Origin of the sequence: Amycolatopsis sp. NPDC059021, assembly GCF_042739895.1 — a bacterium.
GTDB lineage: Bacteria > Actinomycetota > Actinomycetes > Mycobacteriales > Pseudonocardiaceae > Amycolatopsis.
The window spans coordinates 57,912-75,809 of the sequence record NZ_JBHYIQ010000002.1 but is presented as its reverse complement, the minus strand read 5'-3'; the positions used below and the strand labels follow the sequence as shown (position 1 = coordinate 75,809).

The following is a 17,898-nucleotide window of genomic DNA, read 5'->3' as shown; positions in this document are numbered from 1 at the left end:
AGTTCCTGCCTGAAGCTCGAACAACATATCCGAAATGATATACGATTCTGCGGCCGGAGGCCCCGTCAGCGGCCGTAGTGCAGCCACACGGACTTCGTCTCGGTGTAGGCGTCGAGTGCCCACGGGCCCATCTCGCGGCCCCAGCCGGACGCCTTGTAGCCGCCCCACGGCGCGGCCATGTCGGGGATCGGCGGCATGTTGACGAACACCGCGCCCGCCCGGATGCCGTCCGAGAACCGTTGCGCCGTACCGATGTCCCGCGTCCACACCGTCGCGGCGAGCCCGTACTCCGTGTCGTTCGCGCGCGCGAGCAGTTCGTCCTCGTCGTCATAGGGCGTGACCGCGAGGACCGGGCCGAAGATCTCTTCCCGCATGATCGTCATGTCGTCGCCGACGCCGGCGAACAGGGTCGGCGCGTAGAAGTAGCCGTCGCCGTCGACGGACTGTCCGCCGGTGATCAGCTCAGCGCCCTGCTCGCGGCCGGTCGAGACGAGGAAGTCGACGTGCTCGCGGTGTTTGGCCGAAACCAGCGGGCCCAGCTGGGTGGACTCGTCGAGCCCCGGCCCGATCCGCAGGCCGCCCAAGCCGTCGGCGAGCTTCGTGACGAACTCCTGTTCCCGCTTCCGGTCGACGTAGAACCGCGTGTACGCGGCGCAGACCTGGCCGGTGTTCAGCGTCGCTCCGGCGAGGTTGCCCGTCACGGCCGCGTCAATGTCGGCGTCCCGGGCGATGATGCTCGGTGCCTTCCCGCCGAGTTCGAGGGTGAGGCGCTTGAGGTTCGACTCGGCGCTCGCGGCGGTGATCAGCTTCCCGACCGCCGTCGAGCCGGTGTAGGACAGGTGGTCGACGTCCGGATGCGCGCTGAGCAGGGCGCCGACCGATCCGTCCCCGGTGACCAGATTGACCACCCCGGGCGGGAAGCCGGCCTCCTGCGCGAGCTCGACCAGCCGGATACTGGTCAGCGGCGTGACCTCGCTCGGCTTGATCACCACGGTGTTGCCGGTGGCCAGCGCGGGCGCGAGTTTCCAGGCCAGGATCATCAGCGGGAAGTTCCACGGCGTGATCAGCGCGTTGACCCCGACCGGCTCGCGGCGGGTGTAGTGCAGGGTGTCCGGGAACGACACCGGGTTGGTCGTGCCCTGGATCTTGGTGACCCACCCGGCGAAGTACCGCAGATGCTCCGCCGTGCCCGTCACGCTCACCTGGCGGGAGACGCCGATCGGCTGCCCTTGGTCGCGGGTTTCCAGCGCCGCCAGTTCCTCGTGGTGCGCGTCGACCAGATCCGCGAGGCGGAACAGCAGCGCGGCCCGCTGGACCGGCAGCAGCCCGGCCCACTCGGGCGCGGTCAACGCCCGGCGCGCGGCACCGACGGCGGCGTCGACATCGGACCGCGACGCCGTGCCCACCTCCTCGAGCACCTTGCCGGTCGCCGGGTCGAGGGTCGCGATGGCGCCGCCGCCCGCCGCGGTCCACTGTCCGTCGATGAACAGGCGTGTGGTCATCCCAAGTTCCTCCTCGACCGGCGGATCGCACGGACCCTTGTGGTGATCGAGTATCGGCGGAGGCGGCTAGCGCGGTCTTGTCCGCCAAGGCACGCCGATTGTCGCCCAGCGAAGGGATCTTCCCGGAACGGAGGTGGTGGGCGGCCGGGTTGCGAGGCTGGGATCATGGACGTGATTGTGGTGGGCGCGGGTTCGGCGGGGTCGGTCCTCGCGCGGCGGCTGGCCGACGCGGGCGCGCGGGTGACACTGCTCGAAGCGGGTGGCGTGGACGCGAATCCGGCGATCCACGACCCCGCGCGGGCGGGGGAACTGTGGCACGGGCCGGAGGACTGGGACCTCTACACGGTGCCGCAGCGGCACGCGGCGGACCGCAGGCTGCATCTGCCCCGGGGCAAGGTGCTCGGCGGCTCGCACGCGCTCAACGCGATGATCTGGGTGCGCGGGGCACCGCACGACTACGACAGCTGGGGGATACCGGGCTGGGCATGGGAAGACGTGCGGCCGGTCTTCGAGCAGATCGAGAAGGATCTCCTCGACGTCGTCCCGAACGAGCCGCTGCACCCGATCCAGAAGTCCATTGTGAACGCCGCGATGGAGGTGGGGCTGCCGTTCAACCCGGACTGCAACGGCGAGCGGCTCGACGGCGTTTCCGTGCAGCGCATCACGTTGCGGCACGGTAAGCGGCTCACCACCTGGCTCGCCTACGCCCAGCCGCTGCTGGGGTCGGGGAACCTGACCGTCCACACGGGAGCGTTGGTGCACCGGTTGTTGTTCGAGGGCACCCGTGCCGTGGGCGTGGTGGCCGAGATCGACGGCAAGCCGCGGCTATGGCGTGCCGACCGGGTGGTGCTCGCCGCGGGCGCGCTCGCCTCGCCGGCGATCCTGCTGCGCAGCGGTGTCGGCCCGGCGGACGAACTCGCCGCGCTCGGCATCGGCGTCGTCGCCGACCTGCCCGGCGTGGGCCGGAACCTGCACGACCACCTGCTGTCCCCGGTGATCTTCACGACCGACCGGCGGGAGGTCGAACCGCCGGCGGCGGGACGTTCGGTCACCCAGACGCATCTGTTCTGGCGCAGCAGGCCGGGCCTGGCCGTGCCGGATACCCAGCCGATCCACTTCAGCGTGCCGATGTACGAATCGTGGATGACCGGCCCGCCAACGGGGTTCTCGCTGATGGCGGGCATGGTCTCACCGGCGAGCCGGGGCAGTCTCCGGCTGAGCGGACCGGACCCGGACGACGCCCCGCTCATCGACCTCGCGGCGCTGGCCGAGCCCGCCGACTTCGAGAGCCTCGTCGCTTCCGTCGAGCAGTGCCGGGAAATCGGCCGGGCCCCGGCCCTGGCGGAGGAATGGGGTGCGCGCGAACTGTATCCCGAGCCCGGCGACGACGTCCGCGAGTACGTGCGCCGCACCGCCATCACCTACCACCACCAGGTCGGGACCTGCCGCATGGGCACCGGCGAGGACGCGGTGGTCGATCCCGGGCTGCGGGTGCGCGGGCTCACCGGGCTGTGGGTGGCCGACGCGTCGGTCCTGCCGACGGTGACCACCGGGAACACCAACGCGCCCGCCGTCCTGGTCGGCGAGCGCGCGGCGCGGTTCATGCTGAGCCGGTAGTACCCAGGATGCGGCGGAGCCAGGAGGACCGGGCGGCGAGCGCGGCCCTGGTCACCTCCGCCGCGGGCGCGAACCGGTCGAATCCGTGGTAGGCGCCCGCCCAGACGTGCAGTTCCGCCGGTACGCCCGCCTGCCAGAGCCGCCGCGCGTAGTCGATGTCCTCGTCGCGGAAGATCTCGACGGCACCGACCTCGATGAAGGCGGGCGGCAGGCCCGCGAGGTCGGTGGCGCGGGCGGGCGCGGCGTACTCGGACGTCCGGCCGTCCAGCAGCGAGTGCCAGCCGAACGCGTTGCCCGCCCGCGTCCAGACCCCGTTGTCCCCGTACTCCACAGTGGACGGTGAGTCGTTGCGGTCGTCGAGCATCGGGCACAGCAGCAACTGGCCTGCCGGCGCCGGGCCACCGCGATCCCTGGCCAGCAACGCGACACCGGCGCTGAGGCCGCCACCCGCGCTGCCGCCGCCCACGACGAGCTTCGCCGGGTCGAACCCGAGCTCGGCGGCGTTGTCCGCCATCCAGACCAGCCCCGCGTAGCAGTCCTCGATCGGCGCGGGGTGCGGGTGCTCGGGCGCCAGCCGGTATTCGACGGTCACCGCGACGAACCCGAATTCCTCGACGAGACCGACCATCCGGGGCAGATCGGCGAACCGGTCGTCCATCACCATCCCGCCGCCGTGGATGTTGTAGAACCCCGGCGCGCCCGGCGCCAGGACGCGGGGCCGCAGGACAGTGACCGCGATGTCGGTACCGGGCACGAGCCGGTCTTCCCAGACCAGATCGCGCTCGCCGACGGCTTCCGCGCAGCCGGGATTGGTCTCGCGCAACGCCGCGCGGATGGCGGGCAGGGTTTCGGCGCCCAGCGCAGGGCCGTCGGGGAGGTCTCGCAGCGCCTCGGCCAGCTCCGGGTCCAGCTTCGGAAAACTCATGCGATCGCCTCGCTTCGCGAGACTGTGCCTGATTCCTTTTGGCGCATGATATCTATGATTCGCTCGCAAGCTTCGCTCATGGCCCCTCCGGATCGACCGCGTCACGGTCCGCCCACAACGGCTCGGCCAGCTCCCGCAGTTCGGCCGCGCCGACCCGCTCGACGAGGTCGACCGCGCCGAGATTGTCCTGCAGCTGCTCGGTGCTGGTGGCCCCGAACAACGTCGTGGTGTTCGCGGGATGGGTGAGCGTGAAGGCGAGGCAGAACTGCGCCGGGGTGGTGCCCAGCTTCTCCGCGATCTCGGCCACCTGGACGGCGGATTCGGCGATGCGGCCGCGAACCCCGCCGGGATCGCGGCCGATCTGGCGGGCGCCCGTCGTCTTGCCCAGCAGCACCCCGCCCTCGAAGATGTCCGAGGACTGCAGGGAAACGCCGAGTTCGCCGAACACCGCGGCGAACGGCTCACCGTCCGGAATGGACCGCCGGGCCACGCTGTACTTCAGCTGCGCGATCGCGGGCCCCGGCACGTTCTCGGCCCGTGCGAAATCGTGCAGCGCCCGGATCGTCGTGGCGGACCAGTTGTTCACGCCCCACTGCCGGATCAGCCCCGCCCGGCGCAGCTCGCCGAGATCCAGCACGAGCTGGTGCAGGTCGGTGTCGTCGCGCCGCAGATCGCCGAGGACGACGAGATCGGCGTAGTCGGTCCCGGCCCGGAAAAGCGCGTTCTCGAGCTGCCCGCGCAGGCTGTGCGCGGGGTACCCTTCGAGCCAGAGTTTCGAGGACAGCAGGTAATCGTCGCGCTTGAGCCCGGCCGCGCGCACCATCGCGGAGAACAGCACGTCGGTGAACACCGGCTCGCCGCCGGGGATGCCGTACACGCCGACGTCGAACAGGGTGATCCCGGCGTCGACCGCGGTCCGCAGCAGGGTGACGGCCTCGCGGAAGTCCATCCGGTCGTAGGTGTGCCACGAGCCGAGCGCCAGCACGCCGGTACGCGGGCCGTCCCTGCCGATACTGCGTTGGGGAATCACGGACATGGGGAACTCCTAGAGAGTGGATTGAAAATGGCTTGCGTAGCGGTGCGGGTAGCGGAACCTCAGACGCCCTCTCACTCCGGGATCGCCTCCTCATGAATGCCAATTCACCACGTCGACGCTGTCCTCGTGAGAGGACGTCTGAGAACCCGCAGCGGTGCGAGCTGCTGGCCCACAGCAAGCGGCTTCGCCGCTTATGAAACAGAATCTAGGGAAGGCGGGGATCGATGACGGCCTTGAGCTCTTCGAGCCGGGACATCGACTCGACGCGGCTGGAGGCGCCGGAGAGGCCGACGGGCGCGCTGAACAGCTCGTCCCACGGCATCCGGCCGGCGAACGTGCGGAAGAACTCGACCGAGCGGTGATAGTCGGCGATGTCACCGTTGAGCGAGCCGACGACGGTGAGTTCCTTGCCCATGACCGTGCCCAGCGGCACGGGGGAGGGCCGCGGCCCGGTCGAGCCGACGATCGCGACGGTGCCGCGCTGGGCCGCGAACCCGGCGGCCTCCTCGCCGATGGTCGGGCCGCCGGCGAAGTCGAAGACGTGGTCCGCGCCGCGGCCGCCGGTCAGCTCGCGGACCCGGTCGATCCGGTCGGCGGGCTCGGTGTAGACCGGGATCGTCGCGGTGGCACCGAACTTCTTCGCGGTCTCGAGCCGGTCCGCGGGACCGCCGACGGTGATCACCGTGCCCGCGCCGGAGATCCGGGCGACCGCGGTGGCGAACACGCCGAGCGCGCCCGCGCCCTGGACGACGACCGTCGCCCCCGGCCGGATGCCGCCGCACCGGGCGAACGCGCGCAGCACGGTTTTGCCGGCACAGCCGGACATCGCGGCCAGGGTGTCCCCGACCTCGCCGGGCAGCAGGAGCTTGGCCGCGCCCGGCGTCACGTAGCAGTACCGCGCGAGACCGCCGGTGGCGTAAGGGAATTCGTCCGCTCGCTGGAGGAAACCGTAGCCCCGGCTGGCGCACGCCACGGGTTCGCGCAGGATCGCGCAGCCGTGACATTTCCCGCAGGTGGCCTCCGACCAGCCGATGCGGTCGCCGGGCGCGATGTCCCGGCCGAGCGTGTCGGTGGTGCCCGCGCCGGTGGCGACGACCTCGCCGACCATCTCGTGGCCGAGCACCATCGGGAGCATGCCGGGGAAGGTCATCTCGCCGGACCAGAGGTGTACGTCGGTGCCGCACAGGGTAGTGCAGGTGACGCGGACCAGCGCGGCGCCGGGTTCGAGCGTGCCGGGAAGGGGGAGTTCCCGCAGCGACAACGCGGCGCCGTGTTCGGTGAGCACCGCGGCTTCGGTGGTCGTGGGAAGCGGCATGGATCTTCGTCTCCGCTCTCGCCGTTGAGTGTGCGGTTAGTCTACATTCGTGGAAGAAAAAGTCCATGCCCTGGGAGGAAACCTTGCCACTTCAACGAATCCGTCCCGCGTCGTTGGTCGTCCGGGGTGGCACGGTGCTCACCTTCAACTCGCTGGGGACCGTCGCGCGGGAACTGGCCGTGCGGGACGGCCGGATCGTCGCCGTCGGGGACGACGTCTCGGCGCACGTCGGTGCGCGCACCCGGATCCTCGAACTGGCGGGACGGACCGTGTTGCCCGGGATCAACGACACGCACCTGCACGCGGCGTGGCTCGGCGCGCGCTGGCCGCACACGTTGCTGGATGACACCGGATTCACCGAATACGAGGAGAAACCGGTGACGACCGCTTCCGACCGGCAAGCGGCGTTGCTGCTCGTCAGCGAATTGTGCGCGTCGCTGGGTATCACGAGCTACACCGAACCGGGGCTGGGGCCGGGCGAGACGGGTTGTTTCGCGCCGGAGGTGCTCGACGAGTACGCGGCGATGGCACACGCGGGCCGGCTCAAGGCGCGGGTCACCGTGCTGCGGTTGTTCGGTCTGCTCGACGGTCCCAGTTCGCTGGCGGACTTCGAGCGCGGGCTCGCGACACCGGTGCCGGAATCGGATCCCTTGTGGCTCAACGTGAGCGGGGTGAAGATCTTCGCCGACGGCATTCCGCCGATGGGTTCGGCGTGGACGCGGCACTGCTACGCCGACGGGACCCACGGCCGCCTCCTGGTCGACGGGGCCGACGACGCCGACCGTGAGCGGAACATGACCGCGATGATCGGGCTGGCACACGAGGCCGGGATGTCGGTCGGTGTGCACGCCACGGGCGATCGGAGCATCGAGGCGGTGCTCGGCGTGCTCCGGCGGGGCGATCACATCGTGCACGGCGACCTCGTGTCCCCGGAGCAGCTCGCGCGGATGGCCTCGCGGGGAATCGGGCTGACCACCCAGCCCGCCATCGCGGCCGTGATGGGGGACCTCATGGCGACGGCGATGGGTGCCGACGTCGCCGCGAAGGCGTGGCCGCTGCGCGAAATGCTGGACTCGGGCGTGCCGCTCACCCTCAGCAGCGACGCCCCGGTGGTCACCCCGGACTGGCGGGTGCACGTGGCCGCCGCCGCCCGGCTGCTGGGAGCCGGCGGCCCCGATCCCGCGCTGATGACCCGCCTGCTGCGCTGCTACACCACGGCCGCGGCCGCGCAGGACGGCACAGCGAGCTGGAAGGGCTCGCTGTCGGTCGGCAAGGTCGCCGATTTCTGTGTGCTGTCGGCGAATCCGCTCGAGATCGCGCCCGCCGAGCTGCCAGGGGTCGCGGTGGAGACCACCGTCACCGCCGGGCAGATCGTCCACTCCGGATAGTCCACAACGGACTCAGACGAGCAGTTGCCCGCCGTCGACCTGAAGGCAGGCACCGGTGATGTGGCGGGCGTCGGCCGAGGCGAGGAAGACCACCGACGGCACGACGTCCGCCACCGACGCGATGGAGCCCAGCGGAATCCGGGCCTCCCACGCCTGGCGGGCGGCGGTGTCGGACGCGAATCCGGCCGTCATCGGCGTGAGCACCGGGCCGGGGGCGACGGCGTTGACGCGGATTCCGTGCGGGGCGAGTTCGAGGGCGGCCGACCGGGTGAGCGCGTCGACGGCGGCCTTGGTCGCTTCGTAGTGACCGAGACCGGGCGTGGGCTGGCGGGCGCCGATCGAGGAGATGTTCACGATCGCCCCGCGCGTGCCCGCCGCGATCATGTGTGCCCCGGCCGCTCGGGTCATGAGGAACGTCCCCCGGAAGTTCACCCGCACGCACCGGTCGAACACCGCGATGTCGAGCGCGGTGAGCGGGCCGCCTCCGCCGGCGAGGCCCGCGTTGTTCACCAGCACGTCGATCGGGCCCGCCCGCCCGGTGACGGCGGCGACGGCCGCGTCGACCGACGTGGGGTCGGAGATGTCGACCTCGACGTGGTCGACACCGAGTTCCCGCGCGACGTCCCGCGCCGCGTCACCCGAAATGTCGGCCACGACGACGTTGTCGCCCTCGGCCGCGAACGCTTCGGCCGCGGCGCGGCCGATTCCGCTCGCGCCGCCGGTCACCACCACGGTTCTCTTGTTCATTCTACGATCGTAGACTAAAACTGGTTTCCGTTACCAGTGAAAGGAAATCCTGTGAACGAGAAAGACACCGTGCCGGTGCGGCAGCTCGGCGAGGGCGGGATCACCACGTCGGTGTTCGGCCTCGGCTCGTGGAACACCTGGGACCGGATGGATTTCGACGACGCGGTCCGTCTCGTCCGGGCGGCGGTGGACGCGGGTGTGACACTCTTCGACGTGGCGCACTACGACATGGGCCCGCACGCCGAGGGCTCCCGGACCGACGTGATCTTCGGGAAGGCGGTCCGGGCCGCCGGAGTGCGCCGCGAGCACTACCAGCTGTGCGGGAAACTGTGGCTGTGGGACTATCCGCGCACGGGTTTCGCACAGCAGCTGGAAACCGCGCTCGACCGGGTCGGCGTCGAGCGCGCCGACGTCGTGGTCGTCGGCGACTACCTGGAGCCGCCGGACGTGCCCCGGATCGTCACCGAGGTGGCCGAGCAGATCCGCGCCGGCCGGTTCGGCGGCTGGGGCGTCAACAACTGGGCCGCCGCGGATCTCGGCCGCGCGCTGGAGTTCGCGGACGCCGAAGGGCTGCCGGGTCCGGCCTTCGCGCAGTTGAAGTACAGCGTCGTCCGCCGGTCGATGGCCGAGGGGCCGTTCTACGCCAAGCATTTCGCGTCCGGCAGGCTGGCTTTGCAGGCGTCGGACATCTTCGAGGGCGGGGTGCTGCTGGGCAATCGCTTGCCGGACCGCAAGATCGGCGCCGACGTCGGCGGGATCCGCGAGTCCATTATGGACGCCGCCGATGTGCTCTCCGGTATCGCCGCGGACTTCGGCGTCACGGTGTCGCAACTCGCCATCGCTTTCTGTCTCGCCTATCCGCCGGTGGCGAACGTCCTTTTCGGAGTGAGCCGCCTCGCTCAGCTGGAGGACAACCTGGGCGCGCTGCGGCTGTTCACCGAGCACGGCGCGGAGGTGCGGTCCGCGGTGGAACACCTGTGGCTGGACAAGGCGGTGAATCCCGACGGCACCTGGTGACGGCGGCTGAGCTGAAGGGGACTTTCCTCGCGTCGGATGCGACGAAAGTCCCCTTCAGCGCATCTAGTGAGACGAAAGTCCCCTTCAGCAGCTTCAGAACGCGCCGAGGAACTCCAGTGCGGCGGCCTTGAACTTCGCCCCGCGCAACGCGCCGCCGTGATCGCCGGGCACGGTGACCAGATCGCTGCCCGGCACCAGCGCGAGCAGCTGTTCGACGCCCTGGCTGACCGGATCGTCCCTGCCCGCCACGAACCGGGTCGGTACCCGGAGCGTGCCGACGGCCGGGGCGAACGGCGCGCTCCGGAGCCCTTCGATGCACCGGCACAGCGCGACCGGATCACGGCCGGGCGCGCTGATCATCCGTGCGATCATCGCGGTCAGCGGGTCGCCGGGCAGCTTCCCGCCGGTGGCGTAGGCCAGCGCGGCCTCGACGTCGATGGCGCCGAACGGCTCCATGGGGCTGATCCCGCCCAGCACCAGCCGCCGCACGGGAAGGAGTTCGGGCAGTTCCCAGGCGAGCCGCGCACCGAGCGAGTAGCCGATGACGTCCACTTCGGACAGTTCGGCCGAAGCGCCGACGGCCCGCGCCAGTTCCCCGGCGATCGCTTCGGGAGTGGCGGACGCGGCGTCGGCGGGCGCCGGGCTGGAGCCGTGGCCCGGCAAGTCGGGCACGATCACCGGGCGGCCGGCCGAGGTGAGCGCCGCGGGCCAGCCGGTGGTGACCCAGTCGGTGTGCCCGTCGGAGGCGAAACCGTGTACGAGCAGCACGGGCGGGCCGGTGTCTGCGGACGTCTCCGGCACGTACCGGCCGACGGCCAGGGAAGTGGTGGCGGACAAGGAAATCCTTCTTCCTTTACTCAGCGGGGTGCCCGGCGCCGGGTGCGCAGGCGTTGCAGTTCGGACAGCGTCCGCGCGCGGGCGTCGACGGCGACACGCAGCGACGAGCCGATGAGGTTCAGCAGGAACACGCACAGCATGATCGTCACGCCGGGCACGACGACCAGCCACGGCGCGACGACGAGGTAGGACCGGCCCTCGGCGATCATGTTGCCCCAGGTCGGGGTCGGGGGAGCGATGCCGAGGCCGAGGAAGCTCATCGCCCCGTCGACCAGCATCGCGGCCGCCGACAGGATGACGACCTGGACCAGCGCGAGCGGCAGCACGTTCGGGAACACGTGCACCAGCAGGATCTTGCCCCGGCTCATCCCGGACACCCTGGCCGCGCCGATGTAGGAGCGCCCGGCGATGCCGAGCACGCGGCTGCGCACGACCCGGGCGGTGAACGGTGTGAAGATGACCGTCAGCGCGATGAGCTCGGTCCAGATGCTCGCACCGAGCGAAACGGCGAGCGCCATCGCGAGGATGATCGCGGGGAAGGACATCCACGCGTCCATCAGCCGCATCAATACCGCGTCCACCCGCGGGTAGAACCCGCTGACCAGGCCGATCACCATGCCGGAGAACGCCGCGCACAGGGTGATCAGCGCGGACAGGCCCAGTGAGGCCCGGCCGCCGGACACCAGTCGCGCGAGCACGTCCCGGCCGTAGGAGTCGGTGCCCAGCGGATGCGCGCCGGACGGCGGCAGCAGCCGGTGCACCGGATCGGTCGCGCTGACGCTGGGCAGGAACACCGGCAGGACGAGCACCGCCAGCACGATCAGGCCCAGCAGCACGGCCGACACGACCAGCACCCGGTTGCGGCGGAACAACCGGGCCACACGGCCCGGGGCACGGGTGGCCGGCACGGCTTCGCTCTTGTCCACGAGGGCCACACTCACGACACACGCACCTTCGGGTCGAGCAGTGCGTACGACAGGTCGACCAGCATGTTGACCAGCACGAACAGCACCGCGACGAACAACGTCACGCCCTGGATGAGCGGGAAGTCACGGGTCGACACCGCGCCCATGAGCAGATGGCCGAGGCCGGGGATCACGAAGATCGACTCGATGATCACGATACCGCCGACCAGCATGGCGAAGTTGCTGCCCAGCTGGGTGATCAGCGGCATCATCGCGTTGGGCAGCACGTGGTTCAGCAGCACCTGACGCTCCGAGAGCCCCTTGACGCGCGCGGTGCGCAGGTACGCCAGGGGGAGCTCGCCGAGGAGACTTTCCCGCAGCGTCAGCACGAACAGCGCTGTCTGCCCGATGACGAGCACCGCCAGCGGCAGCACGAGCGCGGGCACCGCGGCGACCGGATCGGTGAACAGGTTGTGATAGCCGCTGGACGGGAACCAGCGCAACGTCACCGAGAAGATCAGCACCAGCACCAGCGAGATCCAGAAGTCCGGCATGGCCATCCCGAGCGAGGACAGCCGGTCGAACGCCCGCGCCACGGGATTGCGCGGCGACACGGCCTGCCAGGTGGTGATCGCCACCGACACCAGGAAACTGATGACGGTCGAGAGCACGGCCAGGGTCAGCGTCGGGAGGATGTGCTCGGCGACCACCTGCAGCACCGGCGCGTGATAGGTGATCGAGGTGCCGAAGTCGCCCTGGAGCACATGCCCTGCCCAGCTCAGGTATTGCTGCCACAGTGGCCCGTCCAGGCCCATGCTCGCCCTCAGCGCGTCCACATCGGACGGACGAGCCGTCGGGCCGAGGATCGCCAGCGCCGGGTCACCGGGGATCAGCCGGATGACGAAGAACATCATCGTGCCGACGATCACCAGGATGAGGACGAGATCGCGCAGCCTGCGCAGCAGCACTCCGGTCATGAGGCGGCCAGCCAGGTGTTCCAGAAGACCCGGTAGAAGTCGCCGTATCCCTTCACCTTCGGCGTGTAGGCCGCGTACAGCCGGGACTGGCTCAACGTGATTACCGACAGCTGTTTCCAGGTGAACGTCTGGAACTTGTCGACGACCGCCCTGGCCTGCTCGGGCGAATTCGCGGCGTTGTACTCGGCCATCAGCTTGTCCATCTCGGGGGAGGACGAGCCGTTGAGCGTGCCGAGGGTGAGCGCGGGCATCTGCGCGGGGGCGGTCAGCGCCGCGTCGAAGAACAGGGTGGTCAGGTCCCAGCCGCCCGGCTCCTTCATCAGGGTGCCCAGCATCGTGGCGAAGTCGTAGGTGTCGATCTTGGCGGTCAGCCCGATCTTGGACAGCGAGTCCTGGATCAGCACCGACCATTTGGCGAACTCGGGGTAGGAGTTGCTGGTGACGATGCGGATCGGCGTCCCGGCGGTGACGCCGGCCTCGGCCAGGAGCTGCTTGGCCTTCGCGGGATCGTGCCGCCGGTAGACGTCGTCGCCGACCGTCGAGTAGAACGCCTTGTTGTCCGGGGAAGCGAACGCGCCGGTCTCGACGGTGAGTTCCTTGCTGCCGCCCGTCGCGGCGTTGATCGCGGGCTTGTCGAGCAGCAGGTTCAGCGCCTCCCGTGCCCGCGGATCGGCGAAGCGGGAGCCGGGGTTGAAGTTCGGGATGACGACGTTCTCGTTGCCGCCCGGCAGGTTGTGCACCACGACGCCCGGGTTCTTCTTGAGGATCTCGTACTGGTCGTTGGTCGGCATCGCGTGGTCCCACTGGCCGGTCTGCAGCCCGTTGATCAGCGCGTCCTGATCGGCGACGACCTTGTAGGTGACGGTGTCGAGGTACGAGTGCTTGGCGCCCGCCTGCCCGCCCCAGTCCTCTTCGGACCGTGACTTGTAGCCGTCGTAGCGCTGCAGCACCAGCTGCTGGCCGATGTCCCAGCTCTTCAGCTTGTACGGCCCGGTGCCGATCGCCTTGTCCTGCCCGAATCCGGTGGCGGGGAGACCTTCGAGGTTCTTCGCCTCGTAGATCTCGGTGCCCGCGCCGGCGAGTTCGTCGATCAGCGGGTAGCGCGGCTTCTTGAGCTTGATCACCACCGTCGCCGGGTCCGGCCCGGTGACGGACTCGATGTCCGGGGCGACCAGCTGCCCGGTCCGGTGCGCCTTCTCCCAGCGCTGCAGGCTGGCGACTACGTCGTTCGCGGTGAGCGGGTTGCCGTCCTGGAAAGTGACCCCCTGCCTCAGTTTGAACGTGTAGGTGAGCTTGTCCGGGCTCGTCGTGAAGCTGTCGGCGAGCATCGGCCGCGCGGTGAACGTCTTGTCCACTTCGAACAGTTTCTCGTACATCATGTTGCCGATGTGCGCGGTGACCTGGCCGGGATTGGCGACCATGTCGAGCGACTGCGGATCGGTGGGCACCGCGACGGTCAGGTTGCCGCCGCGCACGGGCGGGCCGTCCGCGGACTGCGCGCCAGGGGCGTTGCCCATGCACGAGGTGAGAAGGAGGGTGCCCGCGGCACCGAGCGCGGCGAGGACGGCGGTGCGCCGCCGTACGGGGGTGGTGGTCATGAGCCCTGCGATCCTGTGTGGGGGACGGGGAGTTCGGGATTCGCCGCGAGCAGGCGGCGGGTGTACTCGTGACGCGGGGTGAGCCGGACGGCGTCGGGGGTGTCGACCTCGATCAGTTCGCCGCGGTACATCACGCCGACGCGGTCGGCCACCGAGAGCACCAGGCTCAGGTTGTGCGTGATGAACAGCAGGCTGAGGGTGCGGGTGCGCCGCAGCTCCAGCAGCAGGTTCATCACCTGGCCCTGCACCGAGACGTCGAGCGCGGAGGTCGGCTCGTCGGCGACGATGAGCTCCGGTTCGGCGGCGATGGCGCGGGCGATCGAGACCCGCTGACGTTGTCCGCCGGACAGCTGGGACGGCAGTTTGCCCGCGGTGTCGCGGGGCAGGCCGACCTCGTCGATCAGATCCCGCACGCGTCGTTCGAGTTCGGCGCCGCGTAGGGGAGTGAGTTCCCGCAAGGGTTCGGCGATGATCCGGGCCGCGGTGTGGCGGGGATCGAGCGAACTCTGCGGGTCCTGGAAGATGAGCTGCGTGCGCCGCCGGAACGCGCGTTCGTCGCCGTCGAGCCCGTCAGCGGTGCAGCGGTGCTCGCCGAAGGTGATCGTTCCGGACGTCGGTGTCTCCAGTGCGCTCACCAGACGGCCCAGCGTCGACTTGCCGGAGCCGGATTCGCCGACCAGCCCGAAGAACTCGCCGGGGGCGATCTCGAGTGACACCGCACGCACCGCGTGCACTTCGGGCTCGCGGCTCAGCGAGAACCGGCCGCGCCGTCCGTACACTTTGGACACCGAGTCGATGGTGAGCACCGCGCCCTTGCCCTCGGCGGCGGGACGTTCGGGGGAGAGCGCCCTGGTTTCCGTGGCAGTGGCCGATTCCCCGGTCATCGCGGCTTCGAGCAGTGTCTCCGAGATCGTCGGGAATCCGTCACGTCTGCTGACGCCCAGCTGGGGCACGCAGCTCAGCAACGCGCGTGTGTAGGGATGTTTCGCTCGGAAGAGAATGTCCTCTGTGGATCCCGACTCGACGAGGGAACCGCGGTACATCACCGCGATCCGGTCGGCGACCTGCGCGGCCACGCCCATGTCGTGGGTGATGAACACGCACGCCATGCCGTGGTCGCGGCGGACGCGGTCGAGCAGGGTCAGGATCTCGGCCTGCGTGGTGACGTCGAGGGCGGTGGTCGGCTCGTCCGCGATGAGCAGGTCCGGATCCGCCATCAGCGCCAGCGCGATCATCACGCGCTGCTGCATACCGCCGGACATCTGGTGCGGGTAGAGCGCCATGATCCGGTCCGCGTCGGGCAGGCCGACCTCGGCCAGCAAGCTGCGCGCCTTGGCGTCGGCCTCCTGGTGCAGCGGCGATCGCCGGCGTACCGCCTGCCGTGGCGCGGAACCGGGTTTCCGGTACGCCTCGATCAGCTGCTTCCCCACGCGCTGGCCGGGGTTGAGCGAATCGAGCGCCTCCTGGAAGATCATCCCGATCCGGGGCCCGCGGTAGGCGCGCATCTCCTCGGCGGACAGCGTGGTGACGTCCACACCGTCCACAGTGATCTCTCCGCGTGTGCGGACCGGCGCGACGAACTCGAGCAGCCGGATGATCGACAGCGCCGTCACGGTCTTCCCGCTGCCGGACTCGCCCACCACACAGAGCGTGCGGCCCTCGGCGAGATCGAGGGAAAGCTCTCGCACGAGCTCACGCTCGACATCGTCGGTGACGACGCCGACTGTGAGATCCTTGATCGCGAGCAGCGTCATGAAATCCCCTTCCTGGTGCCCGTCACATCGCACGGGCCGGACTGCCGGGCGAACGGCTCCGGCAGGGGTAGTTCTACGCATGTTGACACCGGTGTCCGGTCGTGTCAATGGTTTTATTCTACAAATGTAGGAAGTCGATTTCCATCCGGTTTTGCTTGCTGTGCGGGGAAAATCGACCCTGGATTTTTTTGTCTACGGTTGTAGAGTGTCCGGCGAGTCAACCCTGAGGAGAGTGACCGTGACCGGGTCAACCAGAGCAGCCAGTCCCGACCGGATCGTGGACATCGCCGTGGGCTACATGGCGGCGAAACAACTCTTCGCCGCGAGCCGGATCGGCTTGTTCGCCGCGCTCGCGGACGGCCCGCTCGACGCCGCCGCGCTGGCCGCGAAGATCGGGAAACCGGAGAAGATCGCCCGCATCCTCGGCGACACGATGTCCTCGCTGGGCCTGCTCTCGCGCGTCGAAGGCCGCTACGAGCTGGGCGCCGACGCTGCCGCGTACCTCGCCGGAGGCGGTCTGGACCTCTCGCCGTTCCTGACGTTCCTCGAAACGATCAGTTACCCGCACTGGCTCCAGTTCGAGCACACCGTCGACACCGGCGAGCCGGGCAAGCTCGACGTCGAGGGCGCTCGCTGGGACACCTTCCTCTCCGGTGTCATGACGTATAACGCCCTGCACGCCCGGATGCTGGCCGCCGCGTTCGACTACGCGCCGTACGAAAAACTCCTCGACCTCGGCGGCCTGTCGAGCGAATTCGCTGTGGAAGCCATGCGGGCCAACGAAAAACTGCACACGACGTTCGTCTTCGACCCGCGATCGGTCGAGCCGGTGACCCGCGCGGTGGCTGACGCCGGGTTCGGCGAGCGGAGCACCGTGGTGGGCGAGCCGACCACCGAGGCGCGGCCGTCGGGGGAGTTCGATCTCGTCATGGTCAACCACGTCGTCCACCGGTTCGGCGCCGGGGAGAACGGGGAGATCCTGCGCCGTGCCCGTGCGGCCGCCGTACCCGGCGCGACTTTGCTGCTGCTCGATTTCTTCCTCGACGACGACGCGGTCCAGCGGCCGCTCGACGCCCTGCACGCGGGGGAGTACCTCGTGATCGACGGGACCGTGGTGTACCCCGAAGCGGAGGTGCGGGCCTGGCTGGCGGACGCGGGCTGGCGCCCGGTGGACCGGCTGACCCTGCCGGGCAGTCCTCGCGTCCTCGTGGCCAAGGCGGAATGACCGTGGCTCTCGATCCCGCGGTCCGGGAACTGCTCGCCCGCAGCGCATCGGCCTCCTCTGCCGCTCCCGCCAGGCCGCCCACGGCGGCGGAACTGCGTGCCGCCTTCGACGCGTCCTGGCCTCGTCCGGCCTCGGTCGAGGCGGTGGCGTCGGTGACCGAGCATCAGGTCCCCGGCCCCGGCGGCGACGTCCGCGTCCGGCTCTATTTACCGGAGTCGGACGTGCCGGTGCCGGTGTTCGTGTGGATCCACGGCGGCGGCTGGACGATCGGCTCGATCGACGAGAACGACGTCGCCTCGCGGGCGGTGTGCAACGCGGCGAAGGTCGCCGTTGTCGCGGTGGACTACCGGCTCGCGCCGGAAAACCCTTACCCGGCGGCGCCGCAGGACTGTTACGCCGTCGTCGAGTGGCTGCACGCCGGGGGTGCCGGATCCGCTGTGGACGGTGCCAGGATCGCGGTGGGCGGGGAGAGCGCCGGGGGCAACCTGTCCACAGTGGTCTCGCTGATGTCCCGCGACCGCGGTGGCCCGCCGATCGCCGCGCAGGTGCTGATCTGCCCGGTCTACGGCCATCCCGACGACGGCTTCGCGTCCTATGTGGACTGCGCGGAGGGCTTCGGGATGACCGCCGCGGCGATGCGGTTCTTCTTCGCGCAGTACGTCACCGATCCGGCGCAGCTGGACGATCCGTACCTGCTGCCGCTGCGTTCGCCCGATCTCGGCGGCCTGCCTCCGGCGCTGGTGCTGACCGCGGAATACGACGTCCTGCGCGACGAGGGCGAGGAGTTCGCCCGCCGCCTCGCCGATGCCGGTGTCCCGGTGGAACTGACCCGCTACACCGGGCAGATCCACGGCTTCTACGGCCTCTACACGGACCTTCCGGCGTCGCCGCGCTCGCACGCCCAGGCCGCCGCCTTCCTCCGAGAGGTCTTCTCCTGAGCGTGGGCTGAAGGGGACTTTCCTCTCATCGCGTGCGAGGAAAGTCCCCTTCAGCTCGTCCTACGCGACGAAAGTCCCCTTCAGCTCACCGGGGGTCAGGGGCCTCGGGCATATAAA

The 17,898-nt window shown here is 69.8% G+C and carries 15 protein-coding genes; 5 read left to right on the top strand and 10 right to left on the bottom strand.

All coding sequences use genetic code 11. From position 1 onward, the window contains the following. Positions 1-65 precede the first annotated feature (65 nt). Positions 66-1,502 (bottom strand): aldehyde dehydrogenase family protein, encoded by a 1,437-nt coding sequence (locus ACFWX1_RS01270; RefSeq protein WP_378382801.1) that lies wholly within the window; start codon positions 1,500-1,502, stop codon positions 66-68. Between the two features lie 165 nt (positions 1,503-1,667). On the opposite strand from ACFWX1_RS01270, the gene ACFWX1_RS01265 reads away from it, so the two are divergent. After that, positions 1,668-3,119 (top strand): GMC family oxidoreductase, encoded by a 1,452-nt coding sequence (locus ACFWX1_RS01265; RefSeq protein WP_378382800.1) that lies wholly within the window; start codon positions 1,668-1,670, stop codon positions 3,117-3,119. Here the strand turns inward: ACFWX1_RS01265 and ACFWX1_RS01260 are convergent. The 3 genes from ACFWX1_RS01260 to ACFWX1_RS01250 form a co-directional block, all read right to left on the bottom strand. Next, positions 3,103-4,044: an alpha/beta hydrolase gene (locus ACFWX1_RS01260; protein ID WP_378382799.1), complete on the bottom strand. Its 942-nt coding sequence runs from the start codon at positions 4,042-4,044 to the stop codon at positions 3,103-3,105. The two genes, ACFWX1_RS01265 and ACFWX1_RS01260, sit on opposite strands and share 17 nt — an antisense overlap. Positions 4,045-4,120: 76 nt before the next feature. After that, positions 4,121-5,080 carry an aldo/keto reductase gene (locus ACFWX1_RS01255; RefSeq protein WP_378382798.1) on the bottom strand — a complete coding sequence of 320 codons (960 nt, stop codon included), beginning with the start codon at positions 5,078-5,080 and terminating at the stop codon, positions 4,121-4,123. Positions 5,081-5,285: 205 nt separating this feature from the next. After that, positions 5,286-6,395, bottom strand: a complete 1,110-nt coding sequence (locus ACFWX1_RS01250) for a zinc-binding dehydrogenase (RefSeq protein ID WP_378382797.1) — start codon at positions 6,393-6,395, stop codon at positions 5,286-5,288. A gap of 83 nt (positions 6,396-6,478) precedes the next feature. Between ACFWX1_RS01250 and ACFWX1_RS01245 the strand changes: the two genes are divergently transcribed. Continuing rightward, positions 6,479-7,783: an amidohydrolase gene (locus tag ACFWX1_RS01245; protein ID WP_378382796.1), complete on the top strand. Its 1,305-nt coding sequence runs from the start codon at positions 6,479-6,481 to the stop codon at positions 7,781-7,783. Between the two features lie 12 nt (positions 7,784-7,795). Here ACFWX1_RS01245 and ACFWX1_RS01240 read toward each other — a convergent pair whose 3' ends face one another. Then, a complete protein-coding gene (locus ACFWX1_RS01240; RefSeq protein WP_378382795.1) occupies positions 7,796-8,530 on the bottom strand; it encodes an SDR family NAD(P)-dependent oxidoreductase in 735 nt (244 codons plus the stop codon). A 51-nt stretch (positions 8,531-8,581) separates the two neighbouring features. On the opposite strand from ACFWX1_RS01240, the gene ACFWX1_RS01235 reads away from it, so the two are divergent. Continuing rightward, the gene (locus tag ACFWX1_RS01235; RefSeq protein WP_378382794.1) at positions 8,582-9,547 is read left to right on the top strand and encodes an aldo/keto reductase; all 966 of its coding nucleotides are present in this window, start codon (positions 8,582-8,584) and stop codon (positions 9,545-9,547) included. A gap of 93 nt (positions 9,548-9,640) precedes the next feature. On the opposite strand, the gene ACFWX1_RS01230 is transcribed toward ACFWX1_RS01235, so the two are convergent. From ACFWX1_RS01230 to ACFWX1_RS01210, 5 genes are read right to left on the bottom strand one after another with little or no spacing between them, the layout of a single operon-like run. Next, complete coding sequence (locus ACFWX1_RS01230) at positions 9,641-10,384, bottom strand: alpha/beta fold hydrolase (protein ID WP_378325444.1); 744 nt, start codon at positions 10,382-10,384, stop codon at positions 9,641-9,643. Between the two features lie 20 nt (positions 10,385-10,404). Next, entirely contained in the window at positions 10,405-11,325 is a 921-nt protein-coding gene (locus ACFWX1_RS01225) for an ABC transporter permease (RefSeq protein ID WP_378382793.1), read from the bottom strand. After that, on the bottom strand, positions 11,322-12,266 hold the full coding sequence (locus tag ACFWX1_RS01220) for an ABC transporter permease (RefSeq protein ID WP_378382792.1): 945 nt from the start codon (positions 12,264-12,266) through the stop codon (positions 11,322-11,324). The genes ACFWX1_RS01225 and ACFWX1_RS01220 overlap by 4 nt, the downstream gene beginning before the upstream one ends. Next, positions 12,263-13,864 carry an ABC transporter substrate-binding protein gene (locus ACFWX1_RS01215; protein WP_378382791.1) on the bottom strand — a complete coding sequence of 534 codons (1,602 nt, stop codon included), beginning with the start codon at positions 13,862-13,864 and terminating at the stop codon, positions 12,263-12,265. The genes ACFWX1_RS01220 and ACFWX1_RS01215 overlap by 4 nt, the downstream gene beginning before the upstream one ends. Continuing rightward, positions 13,861-15,618 (bottom strand): dipeptide ABC transporter ATP-binding protein, encoded by a 1,758-nt coding sequence (locus tag ACFWX1_RS01210; protein ID WP_378382790.1) that lies wholly within the window; start codon positions 15,616-15,618, stop codon positions 13,861-13,863. Before ACFWX1_RS01210 ends, ACFWX1_RS01215 begins: the two co-directional genes overlap by 4 nt. Before the next feature lie 238 nt (positions 15,619-15,856). Between ACFWX1_RS01210 and ACFWX1_RS01205 the strand changes: the two genes are divergently transcribed. Together ACFWX1_RS01205 and ACFWX1_RS01200 are read left to right on the top strand one after the other, a co-directional pair. Continuing rightward, positions 15,857-16,843, top strand: coding sequence for a methyltransferase dimerization domain-containing protein (locus tag ACFWX1_RS01205; RefSeq protein WP_378382789.1), 987 nt, complete (start codon positions 15,857-15,859; stop codon positions 16,841-16,843). Next, positions 16,840-17,781, top strand: coding sequence for an alpha/beta hydrolase (locus ACFWX1_RS01200; protein ID WP_378382788.1), 942 nt, complete (start codon positions 16,840-16,842; stop codon positions 17,779-17,781). Before ACFWX1_RS01205 ends, ACFWX1_RS01200 begins: the two co-directional genes overlap by 4 nt. Positions 17,782-17,898 lie beyond the last annotated feature (117 nt).

Bases quoted from the DNA above. Each gene is read 5' to 3' on its own strand.
- ACFWX1_RS01270 (WP_378382801.1), bottom strand. From the start codon at position 1,502: ATGACCACACGCCTGTTCATCGACGGACAGTGGACCGCGGCGGGCGGC.
- ACFWX1_RS01260 (WP_378382799.1), bottom strand. From the start codon at position 4,044: ATGAGTTTTCCGAAGCTGGACCCGGAGCTGGCCGAGGCGCTGCGAGAC.
- ACFWX1_RS01250 (WP_378382797.1), bottom strand. From the start codon at position 6,395: ATGCCGCTTCCCACGACCACCGAAGCCGCGGTGCTCACCGAACACGGC.
- ACFWX1_RS01240 (WP_378382795.1), bottom strand. From the start codon at position 8,530: ATGAACAAGAGAACCGTGGTGGTGACCGGCGGCGCGAGCGGAATCGGC.
- ACFWX1_RS01200 (WP_378382788.1), top strand. From the start codon at position 16,840: ATGACCGTGGCTCTCGATCCCGCGGTCCGGGAACTGCTCGCCCGCAGC.
- ACFWX1_RS01255 (WP_378382798.1), bottom strand. From the start codon at position 5,080: ATGTCCGTGATTCCCCAACGCAGTATCGGCAGGGACGGCCCGCGTACC.
- ACFWX1_RS01215 (WP_378382791.1), bottom strand. From the start codon at position 13,864: ATGACCACCACCCCCGTACGGCGGCGCACCGCCGTCCTCGCCGCGCTC.
- ACFWX1_RS01210 (WP_378382790.1), bottom strand. From the start codon at position 15,618: ATGACGCTGCTCGCGATCAAGGATCTCACAGTCGGCGTCGTCACCGAC.
- ACFWX1_RS01265 (WP_378382800.1), top strand. From the start codon at position 1,668: ATGGACGTGATTGTGGTGGGCGCGGGTTCGGCGGGGTCGGTCCTCGCG.
- ACFWX1_RS01220 (WP_378382792.1), bottom strand. From the start codon at position 12,266: ATGACCGGAGTGCTGCTGCGCAGGCTGCGCGATCTCGTCCTCATCCTG.